Below are 20,132 nucleotides of genomic sequence, written 5' to 3'. Positions count from 1 at the left end.
GCGCAGGCCACCAGGGTCGAGGCGGCGAGGAGCACCGGGAGAAGCGACGAGCGAGCGTTCACGGGGGCGGAAGAAAGCACGAAAGCCGGATGGGTGCACCGCGCATCCCCGGTGAGGTGTCAGCGTGTCAGCTCCTCGAGGAGCAGGTAGACGAACTCGGCGCCCGGCTGGAGCGAGGCGACCGGGACGCGCTCGTTGGGAGCGTGCGCGGTGCGCGCATCCTCGGGGGTGAGCGCGAACAGGTCGATGCCGTAGGCGTGGATGCCGGCGCGGCGCAGCATGGCGGACTCGGTGGTGCCGGTGGACTGGCGGGGGATGACGGGAGCGCCCGGCCATACCTTGGCGGCGGCGGCCTTCGCGGCGCGGAACATGGCGTTGTCTCCCACGGGCGACATGGGCGAGTTCGGAGGGCTCGTGTCCATCCTCACCTCGATGGAGGGGTCCGCCACCGCGGCGACCAGTCGGTCATGGAGCGCCTTCGCGTCCTCGTCCGGGAGCAGGCGGCAGTTGAGGGTGGCCTCGGCGGTGGCGGGGATGACGTTGGGGCGGGTGCCCGCCTGGAAGACGGTGGGGACGCACGTGGAGCGCATGACCGCCGCCAGCGCCGGATCGATCCGGACCACGGTGTCCACGGCGTCCTGCGGAGGCGCGTCGGGGGACGCGGCGATGCGCTGGAGGGCCGCGCCCAGCTCGCCAGGGGTTCTCGGCGCGCGACCCTGGATGTGCAGCCGGGCGGCGGGAGTCAGCCGGGCGGGGAAGGTGAGCGCGCCGATGCGAGCCACCGCCGCGGACACGCGCACCAGCGGGTTGGGATCGGCGGTCGGAGCGGACGAGTGCCCACCGGGGCCCGTGGCCTTCAGCACCACGTTCCGGGAGACGCGCTCGGCGGCCTGGAGGGCCACGAACTGCACGCGGCCGCGGTCCGTGGAGAGCTCGGTGAGGCCTCCCTCGTTGAGGGCGAACTCGGCCTCGCGCAGCTCCGGGCGGTTCTCCAGCATCCACTCCAGGCCGTTGCCGGAGCCCACCTCTTCATCCGCGCCGAGGTACAGGAGGATGTCGCGCGAGCGCTTGCCGCCCTCACGCTGGAGCCGACGCAGCGCCAGGACGCTCGCGGCCGCCATGCCCTTGTTGTCCTGCACGCCGCGCCCGTAAAGGAAGCCGTCGCGCTCGGTGAGCTTCCACGGATCGGTGACCCACTCCTCGCGCTTCGCGGGCACCGTGTCCAGGTGCGCCAGGACGAGGAGGGGACGGCCCTTCCCCGAGCCCTTCAGCCGTGCCAACAGGTTGCCGCGTCCGGGAGCGGGCTCGAGGATCTCCGCCTCGATGCCGGCCTGCTTCAGCCACCGCGCGGCCACCTGGGCGGCGGCGGTCTCGTTGCCGGGCGGGTTGGAGGTGTCCGCGGCGATCAGCTCGGCGAGCAGCGTGCGCAGCTCCTCGGCGTCACGGGGACGGGAGGAGGTGGCCGGGCCCGCGGCGTGGCTGCAGCCCAGGGCAATCAGGGTGAGACAGAGGGGCAGGGAGCGCATGGGGCGGACTCAGGCGGCGGACTTCCGTCCGTTGAGCTCTTCTCGGAAGGCGCTGGCGATCTCCTCCTCCGAGGGGAGGACGCCCGGGTTGCGCATGAAGAGCCTCGAGAGCACGGCGATGTAGCCCTCGCCGAAGATGGTGGTGATGGTGGCCGCCGTGGTCCCGGAGATGGCGGCCCCCGCGATGGTGCCCACGCCAGGGAGCAGCTTGAGCAGCCCGGACACGATGGTCTGACCCGCGAGCGTCGCCGCGAGCCCTCCGCCCGCCGAGCTGATCAGCGTGGTGAGGAACGCCTGGCTCAGCGGGAGGCCGAAGATGGCGCTGATGCTCGCCAGCATGCCGATCTGCACGGGGACGATGAGCGCCGCATCGGAGAAGGGGATAGGGGATGCGCCGACGGCGGCAGCCAGGGTGGCGGCGCTCCCTACCGCTAAGTGGGCTCGGCTCTTCTTCTGCTCGACGCTCACCTTCTGGGCCGCGGCGAAGGCGTTGCGCTGGGCCTCCGGGACGAGCTCCATCGTCACGTCCACGAGCTCCTTGAGCCCGCGCGGCTCGAGCACGTGGCCCTCGTCATCCTCCTCGCGCAGGGCCCGGACGCGCATGGCGTTGCGAGCCGTGGGGATGAGGCGGAGCACCTCCTCGCGGAAGCCGCGATCCGAGCGAGCCTTGGTGATGACGACGACGACGGGCATGTAGCGCGAGAGCATCTCCGCGACGGCGGACTCGCCCTGCTCCACGCGGCGCGAGTCCTCGGAGATGCACACCCAGGCCACGTGCAGGTGGCGTTTGGCATCGGGGTCCATCGAGCGGGCGCGGACCTCGTTCTCGAGCTGGCGGGTGGTCTCGGCGTACTGCTCCATCTCCAGGCCGCGGGTGTCGAGGATGGTGAGCGGCAGCCCCTCCTTGGAGTACTCGCGCGCGCTCTGGGTGACGGGGCGGCCCTGGCCGGTCTCCGCGAGGTCGCCCTGGAAGACGGCGTTGACGAGCGTGCTCTTGCCCACACCGCTGCGGCCGGCAACGACGATGTTGACGCGGCCCCGCTTCTGGAGGGCCTCTTCCAGCTGGCGCCTCACCTCGTCGGCGAAATTGAAGTCCATGCGGGCGTTGTATCCCGAATCCACCGGGCGGTGCCGCCTGGAAGGAAAGTCGTGCTAGAGGGCCAACCCACCAGGAGAGCCCTGCCCCTCATGCACCCTCACCTCACCTCTCGAGTCGTCGAGCTGCCCCTGCGTCACGCCTGGACCATCGCCCGAGGCACCAGCACCTCGAAGCGCAACGTCCTGGTGGAGCTGCGCTCCGGAGCGCACGTGGGGTTCGGGGAGGCCGCACCCAACGTGCGCTACCAGGAGTCGGCGGAGACGGTGCTGGAGGCCCTGCGCACGCTGTCACCGGCGCTCGAGGGAGATCTGCGCTGGTTCCGGGACGTGTCGGAGGCGGTGCAGGGGGCGATGCCGGGCAATGGCGCGGCGAAGGCGGCGCTGGACATCGCCGTGCATGACCTGGCGGGCAAGGCGCTCGGGGCGCCGCTGTACCGGCTGCTCGGAGTGGATCCGAAGCGCATGCCCCTCACCTCCTTCTCCATCGGCATCGACGAGCCGGAGACGCTGGCGCGCAAGGTGCGTGAGGCGGAGCCGTACCCCGTCCTCAAGGTGAAGCTCGGCGCCGAGAAGGTGCGTGAGGTGTTCGGTGCGGTGCGGGCCACCACGTCCAAGGTGATCCGCGTGGATGCCAACGAGGCGTGGAAGCCGGAGGAGGCGCTCCAGCACATCGAGTGGCTGGCCACCCAGGGCGTGGAGCTGGTGGAGCAGCCCCTGCCGGCGGTGGACGTGGAGGGAGCGAAGTGGCTGCGGGCCCGCTCGCCGCTGCCGCTGGTGGCGGACGAGGCCCTGATTCACGCCTCGGACGTGCCGCGGCTGGCCGAGGGCTATCACGGCATCAACGTGAAGCTGCAGAAGGCCGGAGGTATTCGCGAGTCGCTGCGCATCATCGACGTGGCCCGGGCCTGCGGGCTGAAGGTGATGATCGGCTGCATGGTGGAGACGTCGGTGGGCATCGCGGCTGCGGCGCACCTGGGGCCCCTGGCGGACTGGCTGGACCTGGACGGCAACCTGCTCATCTCCGAGGACCCGTTCCGCGGGCACCCGGTGGTGGAGGGGCGCATCCAGCTCGGGGATGGAGCAGGGCTCGGCGTGGAGCCGGTGGCGGGCGCGTGAGCCCGGCGCTCATCCAGGATCCGATGGCGGTGCTCGCCGTGCTGCTCGGCGTGGTGGGGCTGCTGTTCCTGGCCGACCGGCACCCGTTGGGGCAGCGGTTCTTCCGCGTGGTGCCGCTGCTCGTCTTCATCTACTTCGTGCCCACGCTGCTGTCGAACGTGGGCATCATCCCGCTCCAATCCGAGCTGTACCGCTTCGTCCGGGTGTACCTGCTGCCGTCCAGCCTGGTGCTGCTGGTGCTGTCGGTGGATCTGCCGGCCATTGCTCGGCTGGGGCGCAACGCGGTGGTGATCTTCCTGGCGGGAGCGGCGGGCATCGTCCTGGGCGGGCCGCTGGCGTACCTCGCGCTGGGCTGGCTGGTGCCAGCGGAACTGGGAGAGCAGGCCTGGAAGGGGCTGGCGGCGCTGAGCGGCTCGTGGATTGGAGGCAGCGCGAACTTCGTGGCCATCGGCCAGAGCGTGGGCGCGCTCGACAGCACCCTGAGCATGATGGTGGTGGTGGACGTAGGCGTCTCCAACATCTGGACGGCGGTGCTGCTGTCCTTCGCGGGTCGCGAGCAGCGGATGGACGCGAAGCTGGGAGCGGACCGGAGAACGCTGGATGCGGTGCGAGAGGAGGTGGCGCGCCTCCAGGCGGAGACGTCCAGGCCAGCGAGCCTGGCGGATCTGCTGTGGATGCTGGCCATCGCCATCGGAGTGACCGTGGGGTGCACGGTGCTCGCCTCGAAGCTGCCGGATCTGGGCAGTGTGGTGACGGGCTTCACGTGGGTGGTGCTGCTGGTGACGACGGTGGGGGTGGTGCTGTCGTTCACGCCGGTACGGCGGCTCGAGGGGGCGGGGGCCAGTCGGATGGGCTCGGTGTTCCTCTACCTGCTGGTGGCCACCATTGGCGCGCAGGCCGAGTTCCGCCGTCTGCTGGATGCACCCGCGCTGGTGGCCGTGGGCATGGTGTGGATGGCCTTCCACGCGGCGGTGATACTGGGCGTGCGGCGGCTGCTGCGAGCGCCCATCTTCTTCGCGGCGGTGGGCTCGCAGGCGAATGTGGGGGGCACGGCGTCAGCCTCCGTGGTGGCGGCGGCCTTCCACCCGGCACTGGCACCGGTGGGCGTGCTGCTGGCGGTGCTGGGGTATGTGCTGGGAACCTACGGCGGGCTGCTGAGCGCGGCGATGCTCGAGCAGGTGCACCGGCTCCTCCACTGAGGAGCGGAGGAGCCGGACCGTACGGCTATTCCTTTTCCAGCATCACCAGGCGCTGCTCGTGGTCGTCCAGCTGACTCCGCATTGGCTGGAGGATCTTCACGATGTGCTTCAGGTAGCTGAGGGTCTCCACATTGGCCTGGTGAAGCAGGTCCATCCGCTTCTCCATGGTCTGCTTGAAGCCCAGCATGTCGTGCTTGAAGCCCAGCATGTCGTGCTTGAAGCCCAGCATGTCCTGCTTGAACTCCAGCATGTCCTGCTTGAACTCCAGCATCTCGTACTTGAAGTGCCTGTAGTCCTGCTTGAACTCCAGCATCTCGTGCTTGAACTGAAGCATGTCGTGCTTGAAGTGCTTGTAGTCCTGCTGGTGCTCCCGGAACTCCGTGAGCAGCTGCAGCACCAGATCCCCACCCGTTGTCTTGGCCATCTCCACCTTCCTCCTTGGTACCGCCCGCTTGCTCACGAGCGGATGTATCCTACCACAGAGGTTGGGACATAGCAGCCTACTCTGACATGAAGATGATGCTCACGGATGTGGGCGGACAGGCTGTCTTCGAGCGCTGAAGAGGCTCGAGGGCGGGAGCTGGACGCGACTCCGCACTCCCGCCACCACGCACAGCAGCACGAGCAGCGCGGCGCCGAGAGTTCCTCGACTCACGGTTTCTCCGAGGAGCAGAGCGGACCACAGGAGGGTGAGCAGCGGCTGGATCAGCTGAAGCTGCCCCACCCGAGCCACCCCGCCCAGAGCCATGGCTCGATACCAGGCGAAGAACCCGAGGAACATGCTCACCAGGGAGACGTAGCCGAAGCCGAGCCACGCGCGCGGACTGGCCTCCAGCACGTGCAGCCCCACGGAGAGCGCCACCACGGGGGCGAGCACGGGAGCCGCCAGCACCAGGGCCCAGCAGATGACGCGCCAGCTTCCCAGCTCGCGCGCGAGCGCTCCGCCCTCCGCGTAGCCCAGCGCTCCCGCCGCCACCGCGAGCAGCACCAGCCCGTCCCCCGCCGTGAGCCGGCCCGCCCCCTGGGCCATCGCGAAGGCCAGCACGCACACCAGCCCCGCGGCGGAGGCCAGCCAGAAGCCCGTGGAGGGCCGCTCCCTGGCTCGCAGCACGGCCGCCACCGCCGTGGTCGCTGGCAGCAGTCCCACCAGCACCGCCCCATGCGCCGAGGGCATGGACCGCAGCGCCATCGCCGAGAGCAGCGGGAAGCCCACCACCACGCCTCCGGCCACGAGCGCCAGGCGCGGCCAGTACCGCCGCTCGGGGAGCCGCTCGCGCCGGATGAGGAGCAGCGCTCCGGCGAGCCCCGCCGCCACCACCGCCCGTCCCAGTCCCACCAGGGTGGCTCCCAGCTCCGGCACCGCCACCCGCGTGGCGGGCAGGGAGAGGCTGAACGCGATCACCGCCAGCACGCCCAGCAGGATTCCCTCTCCCAGCCGGGCTCCCGGCGTCACCGGCTGTCCGCTCTGGACACGTGCGCCCTTGTCCTCGCGACGGGTATCCCGGGACAGCGCGACGCATCCGGGCCGCAGCGCCTGCACCACCACCAGTCCAGGCTGTTCCAGCCGCAGGCTGTCTCCCACCGAGAGGATGTGGTCCACGGCATCCCCTTCGCGGGTGAGCCACACCTGGCCCTCGTGGCAGGTGAGCACGTGCTGGCACGAGCGCAGCCGGTGGCTCCACAGCGTGCCTTGCTTCAGCGACACCGTGCCGGGCGCGCCGGTACACCGCGCCGGCAGCCACCGGGCCACGGCCCCGCGCAGCCATCCGAAGCTGGCGACAGACCCCTTCATCGACCACCTCCAGTCCCGCCAACGATGCGCCTCGGATGGGCACAAGAACAGATTCAGCAGGTTGGAATTGTGACCGGTACAGTTGTCATGGGAGAAACTGTGCCGGTCGAGAAGGGCTGTAGCTGTACCTGGGCGGCCAGAGCGCCCGTGGTTATTCACCAGGATCCAGGACGGGCCAGCGGAGGCCTGGAGTCGAGGCACGCATGATGGACACCGCGCACAGAGCCAAGCTGTACGAGCAGGTCGCCGAGCGGATCGGCGATGCCATCTCCGCTGGCACCCTCCGGCCGGGAGAGCGCCTGCCCTCCGTGCGAGAGCTCAGCACCCGGGAGCGGGTGAGCATCTCCACCGTGCTGCAGGCGTACCTCCACCTGGAGTCCCTGGGGCTCGTCGAGACGCGTCCCCAGTCCGGCCACTACGTGCGCCGGCGCGAGCGGCCCCTGCCCGCCGAGCCCCAGGTGTCCCGCCCCGCCCCGAGCGCGAGCCCCGTGAGCGTCAGCGCCCTGGTGGCGCACGTGTACCGGGCCGCGAGTGATCCACGAATCGTGCAGCTCGGGGCCGCGATGCCCGCGCCGGAGCTGCTGCCCACCCAGCGCCTCAACCGGGAGCTGGCCACCCTGGCGCGCGAGGCGGGAGAGGCGGCGGTGGGCTACGACATGCCGCCCGGCAGCCCCGAGCTGCGCAGACAGCTCGCCCGCCGAGCGATGGAGTGGGGCTGCGCGCTGGGGCCCGATGACTTCATCACCACCTGTGGCGGCTCCGAGGCCATCCACCTGTGCCTGCTGGCCGTGGCCAGGATGGGAGACACCATCGCCATCGAGTCCCCCGCCTTCTACGGCACCCTCCGCGCCATCGAGGCGCTCGGGCTGCGAGCCCTGGAGATCCCCAGCCACCCGCGCCATGGCCTGGAGCTGGAGGCGCTGGAGTCCATGCTCGACAAGCGGCGCGTGGCCGCCGTGCTGGTGGTGCCCAGCTTCAGCAACCCGCTCGGCAGCTGCATGCCCGAGGAGCACCGCCAGCGGCTCGTGAAGCTGCTGGCCGAGCGGGACCTGCCGCTCATCGAGGACGACATCTACGGCGACCTCTATTTCGGCTCGGAGCGCCCGCGACCCTGCAAGGCGTTCGACACCGAGGGGCGCGTGCTGCTGTGCGGCTCCTTCTCCAAGACGCTGGCGCCGGGCTACCGCGTGGGGTGGGTGGCGCCCGGCCGCTACCGCGAGCGCGTGGAGCTGCTCAAGTTCGCGCAGACGGGCGCCACGCCCACGCTGCCCCAGCTCGCCCTCGCGCGCTTCCTCCAGGGAGGCGGGTATGACCGACACCTGCGAGCGCTCCGACGCCGGCTCGCCGCGCAGGTGGAGCGCATGACGGAGGCCATCGCCGAGCACTTCCCCGAGGGCACTCGCGTCACGCGCCCCACGGGCGGCTCGCTGCTCTGGTTGGAGCTGCCCGCCACGGTGGATGCGCTCGTGCTCCACGCGCGGGCGCTGGAGGCGGGGATCAGCATCGCGCCCGGGCCCATCTTCTCCGCGCAGGGCCAGCGCTACTCGCACTTCATCCGCCTGAGTTGCGGCTATCCGTGGTCGCCGCGCATCGAGGCCGCCATGTCCACGCTGGGCAGCCTTGCGCGCAGTCTCGCCTGAGCCTGGGTGTTATCCTCGTAGAGCCCAGGGAGGTGCGAGGATGGCAGAGCGAGCCGAGGTCCCCTTGTTCCAGCTTCCGGTGCCGGGCGGGCAGCCGCGAGGCACCCTGGATGCCTGGCAGCGGCGCGAGATGCTGGTGGCCCTGCTGCACCCGGGCTGCGACATCTGCCAGGCGCTCCACCGCAGCCTCATGGAGCGGGCGCCGCGCTTGCGCCAGGAGGAGGTCGACGTCTTCTCCATCGTGCCGTCGGGCCAGCAGGGCGAGCCGCTGCCTCCTGGAGCGCTCGGGGACGCGGAGGGCCGCATCTCCCGCGAATTGGCCCAGGCCATCGGAGCGGCACCGGGCGAGGCGCGGCTGGCCGTCGCCAACCGCTTCGGCATGCTCTACGCCACGGTGAACATCCACAGCGGGCCCACGAAGGCCGTGCTGCAGGATGCGCTCGAGTGGCTGGATCTCGCCCAGCGTCAGTGCGGCGAGTGCTTCGCGCCCCTCGACTGGGACTGAGGCGCCTCCGCTACTTCGCGTCCTTCTTGTCCGCGCGCGGGCCCTGGGTGAAGCGCTGCTCGGGGCCCGGCCCCGCGTACACCTGCACCGCGCGGAACGTCTCCTGGGAGACCACCTGCGCCGAGTGCTTCGCGCCCGGGGGGATGTACACCGCGTCCCCCTTCTCCACGCGCAGCTTCTTGCCGTCCACCATCATCTCCGCGGCGCCTTCCTCGATATAGAGGATCTCCGCGCTCGACTCGTGCACGTGCTCGGGCACCGCCGCGCCCTGGTTCAGCTCCAGCAGCGTCACCGAGGCTTCCTTGGCGCCCGTGGAGGCATTGAGCAGCAGCGTGGCCGCGCCCTTGCCGTTCGCGATGACGTAGCGCGGCGCATCCTTCGTGGGCACGCGATGACGAGGAGCCGCAGCGGCGGGCTCTCCGGCCCAGGCCTGCGCGGCGATGCCCAGCACCGCGGCGCCCAACAGGGGAAGCATCTTCCGAGGTCGCGTCATACCCCAGGCTTAGCACGACGAGCATGTCAGGGTGCTCGACCACAGTACGCGTGCGGGATGCGGGATCTCGCGGGGTTACGTCGTCGAGTCGTTGGCGCAGCCCTTGCTCCTGTCGCCGCGTCCCGCTTCACCAAGGAGAGTGCATGAAGACGAAGTTCTGGCTGACCGGAACCATGATGATGGCGCTGTGCGGCGTAGGCTGCAGCGACGCGCCGGAGGCCAAGGAAGTCTCGGACACGACGGCCACTCGCACGGCCGACATGATCCGCGCGGCGAGCGCCAGCGCCCGGGTGATGGGAGAGATGTCCTCCTTCGAGAGCCTGGGCTCGGCCGCGAGCATCTTCCAGGACGCCTTCGCCAAGGTCCCCATCATGGGCAGCCCGGCGACCTGCGAGGACCCCGAGGGCTGCGATTCCCCGTTGACGCCGAGCAACCCCATCCCGACGGACCCGGCGGCGACCGAGGCGCAGATCGCCCTGATGGAGAAGCTGCTGCGCGAGCGCATCTTCACCGAGGCCAACGTCGAGGAGACCGACGGAGACTCCACCATCTTCCGCATCAGCGGTGACGACGTGTGCTCCATCGATGGAGCCGCGCCGGACGCGGACTGCGTGCGGGCCGTGGATCAGCTCGAGGTCCGCATCCGCGCCACCCGCACCGACAAGGACGGCATGGACCTGGGCTTCCAGCTCGGCTCCAAGCGCGACGAGCCGGTGGTGCTGAGCCTCGGCAAGGACACCTCGGCGGTCATCGTGGACCTGGGCGAGAGCAAGGACGTGGTGCAGCTACTGGCTCCCGAGGCCGCGGCGGAGCTGCCGCGCGTGATGGTGGGCAAGGTGGAGCTGCGGCTGACGAAGAACGGCGAGCAGGACATCACCTTCAGCACCGGCATCCTCAACGCCATCCAGATCGAGCTGGATGAGGACGGCGCCACCCACTCCTTCTCCACCGCGAAGGCCACCCCGCTGTCCGAGCTGCGCATGAACGCGGCCTCCAAGCGCGTGAGCTTCGATCTGAACCTGGGCACCACCGAGTACAAGGGGCCGTACGGCGGCACCTCGGCGCTGTCCAGCCAGCAGGTGGTGTACTCGCTGTCCGGCCTGTCCTTCGAGTTCAGCGCCGAGGAGGGCCAGGACGACTTCGTCATCGCCCACGTGGGCCTGGGCCAGGCGCAGAGCTACATGAGCCTGAATGGGAAGAAGGTCTTCACCGCGGACCTGAACGCCGTGTCCGGTCGGCACTTTGACCTGAACCTCGCCCGCGGCGCGGACGGCCTGCCGCTGGTGCGCGTGCTGCCCGAGTTCGACCTGGTCGCCGGGGCCTTCATGGCGCCGCTCAAGGCGGACCCGTCGGCCGAGGTGCCCTCCTTCTACGAGGACCAGACCTACCGCGTGCGGCTGTCCGGCTCCAGCGCGCCGAGCTTCCGCCCGGTGGACGCCAACACGGCCACGGGCTTCCCCGGCGGTCTGCAGGTGGTGTCCGGTGAGCTGACGCTGAACGGCAAGGACGCGACCGTGACTGTGCCCGCGGGCAAGTGCCTGGTGGGCCGCGACACGGTGGCCGAGGGTGGCCACCCGCTGCTCGGCCACTTCGAGGCGCGCGACTGCCAGTAAGGCGCGAGCCTTGCCTCAGTGCTCCCCGCGGCGCGCGTCCGCGGGGGCATTGGGGTGACGTTGCAGCAGCATCCGGAGCTGCGGCTGCCGTCGCACCGCCTCCTGCTTGAGCAGGTGGGCCACGAGGGCCGGCGGCGCCGCGCTCCACCGCGCGATGTTCTGGATGAGCAGTGGAGAGCGGTAGGTGCGCCCGCACAGCAGCGCCGCCGTCTTCCCATCCACCGGCAGCCCCGTGAGCGCCACCAGCGAGCGGCCCTCCGTGTTGAGGATGAGCTCCGCCTTCTCCTCGGCGGGGCCGGTGCTGAAGCGCTGGCGCAGCAGCTCTCGGGCCGCGCGCCGCGTGCCCTCGGGGATGTCCCGATCGATCGTCACCTTGTGCAGCTCCATCAGCCGCCGGCCGCTCCACAGGCGCCGGAACAGGCCCGAGGGGAGCTGCGGGTTGCGCACCAGCCAGCGGCGCACCCCACCATCCGCCGCGAAGGCCGCGCGGGCGCACACAGCCTCGAGCCCCGTCGGGTTGCGGTGGTGGCGGACGATGAGCCGCGCGTGCGCCAGGCCCGTGCGCGGGTTCTCCATCACCGCCTTGATGACGGCGGGCACCGGATCGAAGCAGAAGGCGGACAGCTCCGGATCCTCCGCCGCGTGGGCCCGGGCGGCGCGCTCGTCCTCGGTGAGCGGGTGCAGCCGCGTCTCGAAGAGCTGGCGGTAGTTGCCCAGCGCCTCGGTGGGTTCGTCCTCGGTGGGCTCGGGCTCCTCGGTGCTGGAGGCCTCGGAAGGCTCCGGGTCCGCTCCTCCATCGGGAGGCGGAGCCCCGTCGAGCTCATCGGGCAGTGCCTCGAGCGTCGGCACCTCGGGGGCGGTCGGCACGGGAGCCCGAGGGGCAGCGGGGGGGGCGGTCCGGGCCGGAGCGCTCGGGGCACCCGGGGCGGGGTGTAGGGCGCCCTGCGCCACGAGCCGGTCGAGGATGGGCCGGAGCCGGTCGGGAGAAATCCCTGTGAGTGCGGGCAGATGGCTGATGGAGGTGTGCCCATCCAGCCGCGAGAGGACGAACCCTTCCTCCGCGCTGAGTGTCAGGCGCTTGAGGTCCACCGAGAGGTTGGGCTTGGGGGTCCAGTCGGCCATGGGCGATAACTATTCCATGTCCGAGCGCATCCGTACCTATGCCGAGTTCTGGCCGTTCTATCTCCGCGAGCACTCCCGGCCCGCCACGCGCTGGCTGCACTTCGTGGGCACCACCGTGGGCCTGGGCATCGGCGTCAGCGCCATCGTGCTGGGCCGAGGCGCGCTGGCGATCGGCTTCCCCGTCGTCGCCTACGGCCTGGCGTGGATCGGCCACTTCGGCATCGAGAAGAACCGGCCCGCTACCTTCAAGTACCCACTCTGGTCCCTGATCTCCGACTTCCGGATGCTGGGGCTCATGGCCTCGGGCCAGCTGGGGCCACACCTGGAGCGCGCGCAGGCGGGCCGCCCCGCCGCCCCCGGGAGCGCGGCGCAGGCAGCCCCCTCTCGCTGATCCGCGCCCGGAGGCTGTAGGATGCGGCGCGTCCCCGGGGCAGTGAATTTGCGGCTTGCTCGCTCGTCTGCTGCCCTCGACTCTTGCCCGCTCCCTCTCGAATGCGCTCACTGCCTCCGTTCTCGCGTCTCTCCTCGCTCCTCACCCTCCTCGTGTTGAGCGGCTGCAACTCCGCCTACCGCCAGGCCATGTCCCGCGCCGAGGATGCGGCCATCGCCGGTGACTTCATGACGGCGGCCCGCGCCTACCGCGACGCCTGTGCCGCCTCGCCCGACGACGAGAAGGCCTGTAGCCGCGCCCCCGTTTTCGCGCAGAAGGCGACGGACCAGGCCATCGCGACCGCGCGCCCCGCGTGCGATGCGGGCGACCTGGACCAGTGCCTCCCGCCGCTCCTGGCGGCGCGCGATCTCATCCCCGACCACCCCGAGGTGAACTCGATGCTGGAGAAGGCCGGCCAGGTCCATGCCGAGCGCTGCGCCAGCAAGTACAAGGCGGATGGCCCGCTGGCCACGGCGTCGGCCGAGCTCGGCTGCCTCCAGGCCCGCTCCGCGCAGCTCCCCGTCCCGGGCTACCAGTCGCTGCTCACCGAGCGCGCCAACCAGCTCTCCTCGCGCTTCGCGCAGCTGGCCGCCACCGCGCAGGGGCCGAGCTCCGAGGGCGCGGCCTCCGTGCTGTGGTCCGCCGCGCAGTGCCTGGCGCCCGCCGAGCCCACGGCCTCGCGCGCCGCGCAGTCCCGCCAGGGCTTCCTCGCCCAGAGCGCCATCCCCGTGGGCATCCGCCTCGAGGGCCGGATTCCGCGGCAGATCTCCGACTCGCTCTCCGGCCTGTGTGAGCGCATGGCCTCCAACCTGGCGCCCGCGGCCCGGTGCGCGGGGGGCAGCGTGGCCGCCGGTCAGCCGGAGCCGCTGGAGATTCGCTTGAACGCGCTCATCGAGCGCGTCGTGGAGCGCGTCCACGAGGACGTGCGCAGCGTGCGCTACGTCAGCGGCACGCGCCAGGTCCGCAACCCCGAGTACAAGGCCGTCCGGGAGCGCTACCGGTACGCCGAGAACGAGGTGGAGCGCGTCGCGTCGCAGAAGGACGACAAGGAGAAGGCGTGCGCGCAGGCCAAGAAGACGCACGCGGCCTCCTGCGTGGGCTGCACCGAGCAGAAGTCGCCCTGCGACGAGGTCGCGGCGCTCGACGACGAGCTCAAGAGCCGCAGGAGTGATCTCCGGGAGGCGCGCCGGATCCTCGACAGCACTCCGGAGACGCTGACCGAGGAGGTGTGGGACGACTTCATCTACAGCGTGCTCACCCACCGCTGGACGTCGAACTACAAGTACTCGCTCCAGTCGAGCAGCTCGGGCTCGGCCCCCACGCCGGAACAGACGGGCGCCCTGGCCTTCGAGGACCAGGAGCACGTGGGCTTCGCCCCGGGCGGGCTCGCGCCGGATCCGCTGAACGTTCCGCCCCCGGAGGCCTACGCGAGCGCCTTCGTCGGGAACGTGGCGCCCTCCGTGTTCGCGGCGGTGCAGGCCGACAGCGTCGCCCGAGGCGCCGCTCGCCGGGCGCAGTGCAGCGCGCTGCCCCAGGACTGGGGCCCCGCCTGGGTGCAGTGCTGGGCGGAGGCCACGCTCTGGGAGCGCGGGCAGGAGCCCCAGGCGAGCGAGTTCCTCCAGGTCCTCGCCAGCAGCGCCGGCGCCTCGGAACAGCCGCAGTGCCGCTGAGGGCTCGGGCGGCCTAGCGGCTGGCCACGCCCACGCCCACCGGGCAGCTGACGCCCGTGCCGCCCAGCCCGCAGTACCCGTCCGGATTCTTGGCCAGGTACTGCTGGTGGTAGTCCTCGGCGAAGTAGAACTCGGGGGCGGGCAGCACCTCCGTGGTGATGGGGCCGTAGCCCGCCGCGCCGAGCGCCTTCTGGTAGGAGTCGCGGCTCTGCTCGGCCACGCGCTTCTGGGCCTCGTCGAAGTAGTAGATGCCCGAGCGGTACTGCGTGCCCACGTCGTTGCCCTGGCGCATGCCCTGCGTCGGGTCGTGGTTCTCCCAGAAGACGCGCAGCAGGGTGTCGTAGCTCACCTTGGCCGGATCGAAGATGACGCGCACCACCTCGTTGTGCCCCGTCATGCCCGAGCACACCTCGCGGTAGGTGGGGTGGGGCGTCAGGCCCGCCGCGTAGCCCACCTGGGTGCTGTACACGCCGGGCGTCTGCCAGAACTTCTTCTCCGCGCCCCAGAAGCAGCCCAGCCCGAACACCGCCTGCTGCAGGCCGGCGGGGAAGGGCCCCTTCAGCGGAGTGCCCAGCACGAAGTGCTTGTCGGGGACGGGGATCGGCTCGGAGCGGCCCTTGAGCGCCTCGTCCGGTGTGGGGAGCCTCAACTTCTTCGGAGAGAGGGTGAACATGCCCTGCTGTTTAGCCACCTGCCCGCCGGTTTTCACCTCTCCGTGAAGCGGACCGCGCCCCGGCTGTTCCCCGGGCGACCGATGCCGTGCTCCTCCCGGTAGGGTAGGGTTCGCAACGTCATGCGCCCGCGTCCGCACTCTCTGACCCTCTGCCTCCTCGTTCCCGCCCTCGCGCTCGCCCAGGCTCCGTCGAAGCCCACGCCGGCCCAGCTCCAGGAGCAGGCGCGCCAGGCCCGCATCCAGTCCGAGAAGAACAAGAAGTATGGCGTCCAGTCCGCGAAGGTGGAGAAGACCGAGAGGAGGGGCAAGGGGAAGGAGGCGGAGCCCAAGCCCGTCAACTGCAAGCTCCCGGCCGGCAAGCGCGCCGCCCAGTTCTCCGAGGAGGCGCTGCCCGGCATTGCCCCCGCCGGCCGCTATGCGCTGTACGTCGGCGCCTGCGGGCTCGGGGACGTGGTGGAGCTGACGCAGCAGCTCGTGCGCTTCAAGACGGTGAACAGCGATCAGCCCGCCGCGAAGAACCCGGCCGTCGCCGCCATGGGCGCCTTCCTTCAGCAGTGGGCGAAGGCCCGGGGCTTCGGCTTCCGCGTGGCCGGCCGCAACGACGTGTTCGAGCTGTCCTGGGGCCAGGGCGCGCCCCGGCTGGGCCTCGTCTTCCACGGAGACGTCGTCCCCGCGCCCGCCCACGAGTGGAAGTACAAGCCCTTCGAGCCCAAGGTCGTGAACGGCCGGCTCTATGGCCGCGGCGTGATGGATGACAAGGGGCCGCTGGCCACGGCGCTGGTGTCCCTGGCGCTGGCGCAGGAGCTCGGCATCGAGCCGCCGAAGGGCAAGGTGCTCGTCATCATCGGCAACGACGAGGAGAGCTCCTGGGCGGGCATGCAGGAGTACGCGCGCAACGAGCAGCTGCCCACGCACACCATCTCCGTGGACTCGTCCTACCCGGTGGTGGTGGCGCAGTCCGGCTTCGTCTCCCTGACGCTGGAGGCGGCGCTGGACACTCCGGAGGCGAACGACTCCGCCACCCTGCTGCCCGTGGATGCCAGCGCCGGAGAGTTCCTCACCCAGGTCCCCGGCGCCGCCTCGCTGACGCTGTCGCCCTTCGCTGGCAAGTCGGTGGAGCAGGGGCTGGCCGCCGTGAAGGCCGCCATGGAGGCCGTGCGCAAGGAGCGGCCCGAGCTCAAGGCCGAGGTGAAGACCGTGCCCGGCGCCACCAAGGGCACCTCGCTCATCGTCGTCTCCACCCAGGGCAAGGCCGTGCACTCCTCCATCCCCGAGGAGGGACGCAACGCGCTCTGGGACCTGGCCGCCATCGCCGACAAGCTCTCGCTGGCGGAGAACGGGCTGACGGCCGTGCTGCGCACGGTGTCGCGCCGCTTCGACAAGGACCACCATGGCGAGCGCCTGGGCTTCGTCGGCAAGGACAAGCTGATGGGGCCCATGGTCTCCGCCGCCACCCTGCTGCGCGTGAAGGACGGCAAGGTGTCGCTGGGCATCAACCTGCGCCGGCCTCGCTCCGAGGAGGGCAATGAGGACTTCCATCAGGCGCTGGACCACGCCGTGGCGCTCATCACCCAGGAGACGGACGGGCGCGTCATCGAGGGCCCGGGACGCTTCGTCGGAGACCCGCACGTGGCGGATGCCTCCGGTGCGCTCGTCACCACCCTGATGGACATCTACCAGCGCCACCGCAACATCCGCGGCACCATCGCTCCCGTCTCCATCCGCGGCGGCACCTATGCCCGCCTCTTCCCGAACGCCGTGGACTTCGGACCGGACCTGAAGGAGATGGGGGCCTACACCGGCCACGCGCCCGACGAGTCCATCTCCCTGGAGCACCTGGGCCTCATCACCCAGATGCTCGCCGAGGCCATCCACACCCTGGCGCTCTCCCCCCTGGGCCGGTGAGCCCCCCGCGGGCCGGACTGGGCGGGACGCTCACTTCGCGCCGCGTGGCCAGCGGACCGTGAAGGACGTGCCCTGCGGGTCGGAGCGCACCACCACGTCTCCGTCGTGCGCCAGGGCGATCTGCCGGACGATGTGCAGCCCCAGCCCCAGGCTCCGCGCGCCGCTCCGGCCCTCGTGCGGGCGCTGATCCTCCGGGCGGCGCTTGAACGGATCGAACAGTCGCGGCAGCAGCTCCTCCGGGATGGGCTCTCCCTGGTTGTAGACCTCCAGCAGCACGTGGTCGCCCGCGTCGCGCAGCGTGGTGCGGATGGGCGTGTCCTCCCGCCCGTGCTGGAGGGCGTTGAACACCAGGTTGCTCAGCACCTGCGCCACGCGATCCGGATCCCACTCTCCCCAGGTGTGGCCGTGCACGTCGAAGAGGAGCTGGCGCTCGGGGAACGTCACCTGCAACTCCTCGAGCGTCGTCCTGCACACCTCCTCCATGTTCATGCGCTGGCGCGTCACCGGGATGCCTCCGCCCAGACGGCTGCGCGCGAAGTCCAGGATGTCGTCGATCAGCCGGGCCATCCGCGCGCCGCTGCGGCGGATGCGCTCCACGGCCTGGCGCTCGCGCTCGCTCAGGCCCTCCGCCCGAGAGAGCAGGAAGGCCGAGGCGCCGATGGCGCCCAGCGGGTTGCGCAGATCGTGCCCGAGCACCGCCAGCAGCTGCTCTCGGAAGGTGAGGGCCTGCTCGAGGGCCTGCTCCGCCTGCTTGTGCGAGGTGATGTCCAGCACGATGCAGCCCACCCCCATCAGCTCCCCGCCCTGGAAGCGCACCGGGTAGTAGCTGGCCAGCCACGTGTGCCCCTGGAACCGGGAGAACTCGGGCGGCGTGGGGAACTCGAAGCTCCCCGACGGCTCGCCCGTCTCGAGCACGCAGCGGAGGATGGGCACCAGCTGCTGGGCGACACGGGGGGGCAGCACCTCCTGGATGGGGCGGCCCAGGTGGGCCGCCACGGGCAGCTGGTTGATGCTGGCCAGCGTGTCGTTGATGCGCAGGTAGCGCAGCTCGCGATCCAGGAAGGCGATGCCCACCGGCGAGGTGGCCAGCAGCGTGTCGATCATCGCCAGCGAGCGCTGCATCTCCTCGCGGGCGGCCTGCTCTCGCGCGCGCAGCTGCGCCTGGACGATGAGGGCCGTGGCCCGGCTCACCATGATGCGGAACAGCAGGGTGTCCGCCTCGGAGAAGGCATAGGCGGTGCGAGAGCCCATGTACGCCACGCCCACCAGGTGCTCTCCGTCCAGCAGCGGCACGCCATACAGCGCGTGAAGCCCCAGCTGGCCCAGCGCCTCCTCCTTCAGCAGCGGATCCGTCGAGGCCGAGCGCACCGCGAGCGGCTTGCGCTCGGCGGCGACACGGCCCGCGAAGCACTCTCCGATGCGCACGCGCTGGCCCACCGTCTGCTCCGCGTCCAGCCCCATCGCCGCGCGCACCCGCAGCATGCCGTCCTCGCGCAGCAGGATGGTGGCCGAGTTCACCTGCATGGCGGACTCCATCAGCAGGGTGAGCAGCCGATGGAGCAGGGTGTCCAGGTCCGGGCTCTCCAGGGCCGCCTGCATCATCCGGTCGAGCGCGTTGAGCGTGCGCTCGCGCAGGCGCGAGTAGCTCAGCACCGAGCGCGTGACTGCCTGATCCAGCAGCTCGTCCAGCAGCAGCAGGGTGCCAGGCGCGGGGTGGACCGCCGAGGCCTCCAGCCGGCGGAGGATGCAGGTGCGCAGCACGCTGTACTCATAGGTGAGCTCGTGGATGCCGAAGCCCTGGTTCAGCCGAGCCAGGGCATGCACGTCCGAGATGACGCTCGGCAGTTGGAGTGGAATGCCGTGCGCCTCGTGCACCAGCGCCTCGGTGACGCCGTCCAGCAGCGCGGGGATGTGGTCCAGCACCGGGAGCTCGCCGGACCGGCGCGAGTGGAGCGCATGGGCGGACAGCCGCCAGTCGGCGAGGATGTCCTCTCGGTGAGCGCGGAGGAAGGCCCCCAGCCGATGCGGCTCCTCGGGATCTCGCGCTGACTCCCAAGCCTGGGGACGTGGTTGCTGCTCCAGCATCGTGACCTCCGGGACGACGACCTCTGGCTCAGGCCCAGCCTCACTCTGGACATGATGAGACAACCGCGCCCGTACCGGGATTTCCGGGGCGGGCGGGCCGGGGGCGGAGCGGCCGAGACCTCCGAGGGCCTCGGTGGGATGCCTCCCATGCTCGCCCGCCTGAACCATCCGCCAGGTGTTACGTCGTGTGCGAACGACCGAGAGTCTTGGAGAGGCATGTGACGGTGAACCTTCGGACTTCCGTCGCGCTCGGTTAGGTTTCGTCGAAGATGAGCACCCTTCTCCTCACCCGCTCGGATGTGTCCCGCAACCTGCAGGCCCTCACCTTGCTGACGGACATGCGCGAGGCGTTCCGCGCGGACGCGCTCGCGCGGACGGTGGCGCCCCAGCGCACGCGTGTACCCTTGCACACCGAAGGCACGACCATGGTGCTCTTCCCGGGCAGCCTGCCGGGAGTGCCCGCCTACTCGGTCAAGGTGAGCGCTCGCTTCCCGGCCATCACGCCCCCGCTGCAGGGCATGCTGCAGCTGCATGATCTGGCCACGGGACAGCTGCTGGCGATGATGGACTCGGCGCAGCTGACGGCCGTGCGCACGGGTGTGGTGGGGGCGCTGGGCACGGACGTGCTGGCCCGGCCGGACGCGAGCCGCGTGGCGCTGCTGGGCGCGGGCAGCCGCTCCGTGCTCCAGCTCAAGTCCCTGCGGCTGGTGCGCTCGCTGTCCCAGGCCTTCGTCTATGACGCGGACTTCACGCGGGCCGCCGCGCTGGCCACGCGCATGTACCAGGAGCTGTCCCTGCCCGTGCGGCCGGTGGGCTCGGTGGCGGAGGCGGTGGAGGAGGCCGACATCGTCGTGACGACGAGTACGGGCGGCAAGGCCTCGCTCCCCGCGGAGCTGGTGCGCCCCGGCATGCACATCACCGCGCTGGGAGAGGACGAGCAGGATCGCGTGGAGCTGTCGCCAGCGCTGCTCGAGCGCGCCACCTTCGTGTGTGATCACCGGGGGCTGGCCCTGTCAGGTGGTGTCGTGGGGAGCGCCGGGCTCAAGGAGGAGTCCATCCACGCGGAGCTGGGAGAGATCATCGCCGGGCTGCGCCCTGGGAGGACGTCGCCCGAGCAGCTCACCCTCTTCTGCACGGTGGGGCTGCCCTTCCAGGACCTGGCGGCCGCGTGGCACGTCTACCAGGCGGCGGTGGGAGACGAGGACGTGCGCCGGGTGGACTTCAGCGCCTGAGGCGCGCCCGCGTGGGCCGAGGGCGCGCCCTGC

The 20,132-nt window shown here is 70.9% G+C and carries 17 protein-coding genes; 9 read left to right on the top strand and 8 right to left on the bottom strand.

The genetic code is table 11. The features are described from left to right. Nucleotides 1-119: 119 nt before the first annotated feature. Together KY572_RS22445 and KY572_RS22440 are read right to left on the bottom strand one after the other, a co-directional pair. Nucleotides 120-1,526, bottom strand: coding sequence for a M20/M25/M40 family metallo-hydrolase (locus KY572_RS22445; RefSeq protein ID WP_224244961.1), 1,407 nt, complete (start codon nt 1,524-1,526; stop codon nt 120-122). Nucleotides 1,527-1,535: 9 nt separating this feature from the next. After that, nucleotides 1,536-2,624, bottom strand: a complete 1,089-nt coding sequence (locus KY572_RS22440) for a YcjF family protein (RefSeq protein WP_224244960.1) — start codon at nt 2,622-2,624, stop codon at nt 1,536-1,538. Between the two features lie 90 nt (nt 2,625-2,714). On the opposite strand from KY572_RS22440, the gene KY572_RS22435 reads away from it, so the two are divergent. After that, complete coding sequence (locus tag KY572_RS22435; protein WP_263451883.1) at nt 2,715-3,740, top strand: dipeptide epimerase; 1,026 nt, start codon at nt 2,715-2,717, stop codon at nt 3,738-3,740. Continuing rightward, a complete protein-coding gene (locus KY572_RS22430) occupies nt 3,737-4,939 on the top strand; it encodes a DUF819 family protein (protein WP_317987884.1) in 1,203 nt (400 codons plus the stop codon). Before KY572_RS22435 ends, KY572_RS22430 begins: the two co-directional genes overlap by 4 nt. A 25-nt stretch (nt 4,940-4,964) precedes the next feature. Here KY572_RS22430 and KY572_RS22425 read toward each other — a convergent pair whose 3' ends face one another. After that, entirely contained in the window at nt 4,965-5,363 is a 399-nt protein-coding gene (locus tag KY572_RS22425) for a hypothetical protein (protein ID WP_224244959.1), read from the bottom strand. A 99-nt stretch (nt 5,364-5,462) separates the two neighbouring features. Beyond that, a complete protein-coding gene (locus KY572_RS22420; RefSeq protein ID WP_224244958.1) occupies nt 5,463-6,731 on the bottom strand; it encodes an EamA family transporter in 1,269 nt (422 codons plus the stop codon). A gap of 203 nt (nt 6,732-6,934) precedes the next feature. Between KY572_RS22420 and KY572_RS22415 the strand changes: the two genes are divergently transcribed. Next, nucleotides 6,935-8,371 carry an aminotransferase-like domain-containing protein gene (locus KY572_RS22415; protein WP_224244957.1) on the top strand — a complete coding sequence of 479 codons (1,437 nt, stop codon included), beginning with the start codon at nt 6,935-6,937 and terminating at the stop codon, nt 8,369-8,371. Between the two features lie 40 nt (nt 8,372-8,411). Next, entirely contained in the window at nt 8,412-8,876 is a 465-nt protein-coding gene (locus KY572_RS22410) for a thioredoxin domain-containing protein (RefSeq protein WP_224244956.1), read from the top strand. A 10-nt stretch (nt 8,877-8,886) separates the two neighbouring features. Here the strand turns inward: KY572_RS22410 and KY572_RS22405 are convergent, their stop codons facing one another. Further along, complete coding sequence (locus KY572_RS22405) at nt 8,887-9,351, bottom strand: cupin domain-containing protein (RefSeq protein WP_224244955.1); 465 nt, start codon at nt 9,349-9,351, stop codon at nt 8,887-8,889. Nucleotides 9,352-9,512: 161 nt separating this feature from the next. On the opposite strand from KY572_RS22405, the gene KY572_RS22400 reads away from it, so the two are divergent. Then, entirely contained in the window at nt 9,513-10,982 is a 1,470-nt protein-coding gene (locus KY572_RS22400) for a hypothetical protein (RefSeq protein WP_224244954.1), read from the top strand. A 15-nt stretch (nt 10,983-10,997) separates the two neighbouring features. Here KY572_RS22400 and KY572_RS22395 read toward each other — a convergent pair whose 3' ends face one another. Further along, complete coding sequence (locus KY572_RS22395) at nt 10,998-12,104, bottom strand: hypothetical protein (protein WP_224244953.1); 1,107 nt, start codon at nt 12,102-12,104, stop codon at nt 10,998-11,000. 16 nt (nt 12,105-12,120) lie between these two features. Here KY572_RS22395 and KY572_RS22390 point away from each other — a divergent pair, with 16 nt between their 5' ends. Both KY572_RS22390 and KY572_RS22385 read left to right on the top strand, forming a co-directional pair. Next, nucleotides 12,121-12,495, top strand: a complete 375-nt coding sequence (locus KY572_RS22390; protein WP_224245028.1) for a DUF962 domain-containing protein — start codon at nt 12,121-12,123, stop codon at nt 12,493-12,495. 101 nt (nt 12,496-12,596) lie between these two features. Then, nucleotides 12,597-14,204 carry a hypothetical protein gene (locus KY572_RS22385; RefSeq protein ID WP_224244952.1) on the top strand — a complete coding sequence of 536 codons (1,608 nt, stop codon included), beginning with the start codon at nt 12,597-12,599 and terminating at the stop codon, nt 14,202-14,204. Nucleotides 14,205-14,217: 13 nt separating this feature from the next. Here the strand turns inward: KY572_RS22385 and msrA are convergent, their stop codons facing one another. Further along, the gene (gene msrA / locus KY572_RS22380) at nt 14,218-14,877 is read right to left on the bottom strand and encodes a peptide-methionine (S)-S-oxide reductase MsrA (protein ID WP_224244951.1); all 660 of its coding nucleotides are present in this window, start codon (nt 14,875-14,877) and stop codon (nt 14,218-14,220) included. Nucleotides 14,878-14,997: 120 nt separating this feature from the next. Here msrA and KY572_RS22375 point away from each other — a divergent pair, with 120 nt between their 5' ends. After that, the gene (locus KY572_RS22375) at nt 14,998-16,782 is read left to right on the top strand and encodes a Sapep family Mn(2+)-dependent dipeptidase (RefSeq protein WP_224244950.1); all 1,785 of its coding nucleotides are present in this window, start codon (nt 14,998-15,000) and stop codon (nt 16,780-16,782) included. A 30-nt stretch (nt 16,783-16,812) separates the two neighbouring features. Here KY572_RS22375 and KY572_RS22370 read toward each other — a convergent pair whose 3' ends face one another. Continuing rightward, complete coding sequence (locus KY572_RS22370) at nt 16,813-18,867, bottom strand: sensor histidine kinase (RefSeq protein ID WP_224244949.1); 2,055 nt, start codon at nt 18,865-18,867, stop codon at nt 16,813-16,815. A gap of 269 nt (nt 18,868-19,136) precedes the next feature. On the opposite strand from KY572_RS22370, the gene KY572_RS22365 reads away from it, so the two are divergent. Continuing rightward, nucleotides 19,137-20,099: an ornithine cyclodeaminase family protein gene (locus tag KY572_RS22365; RefSeq protein WP_224244948.1), complete on the top strand. Its 963-nt coding sequence runs from the start codon at nt 19,137-19,139 to the stop codon at nt 20,097-20,099. Nucleotides 20,100-20,132: the final 33 nt, after the last annotated feature.

Origin of the sequence: Hyalangium gracile (assembly GCF_020103725.1) — a bacterium.
Lineage (GTDB): Bacteria > Myxococcota > Myxococcia > Myxococcales > Myxococcaceae > Hyalangium > Hyalangium gracile.
This window is presented reverse-complemented; position numbering and strand designations above follow the sequence as displayed.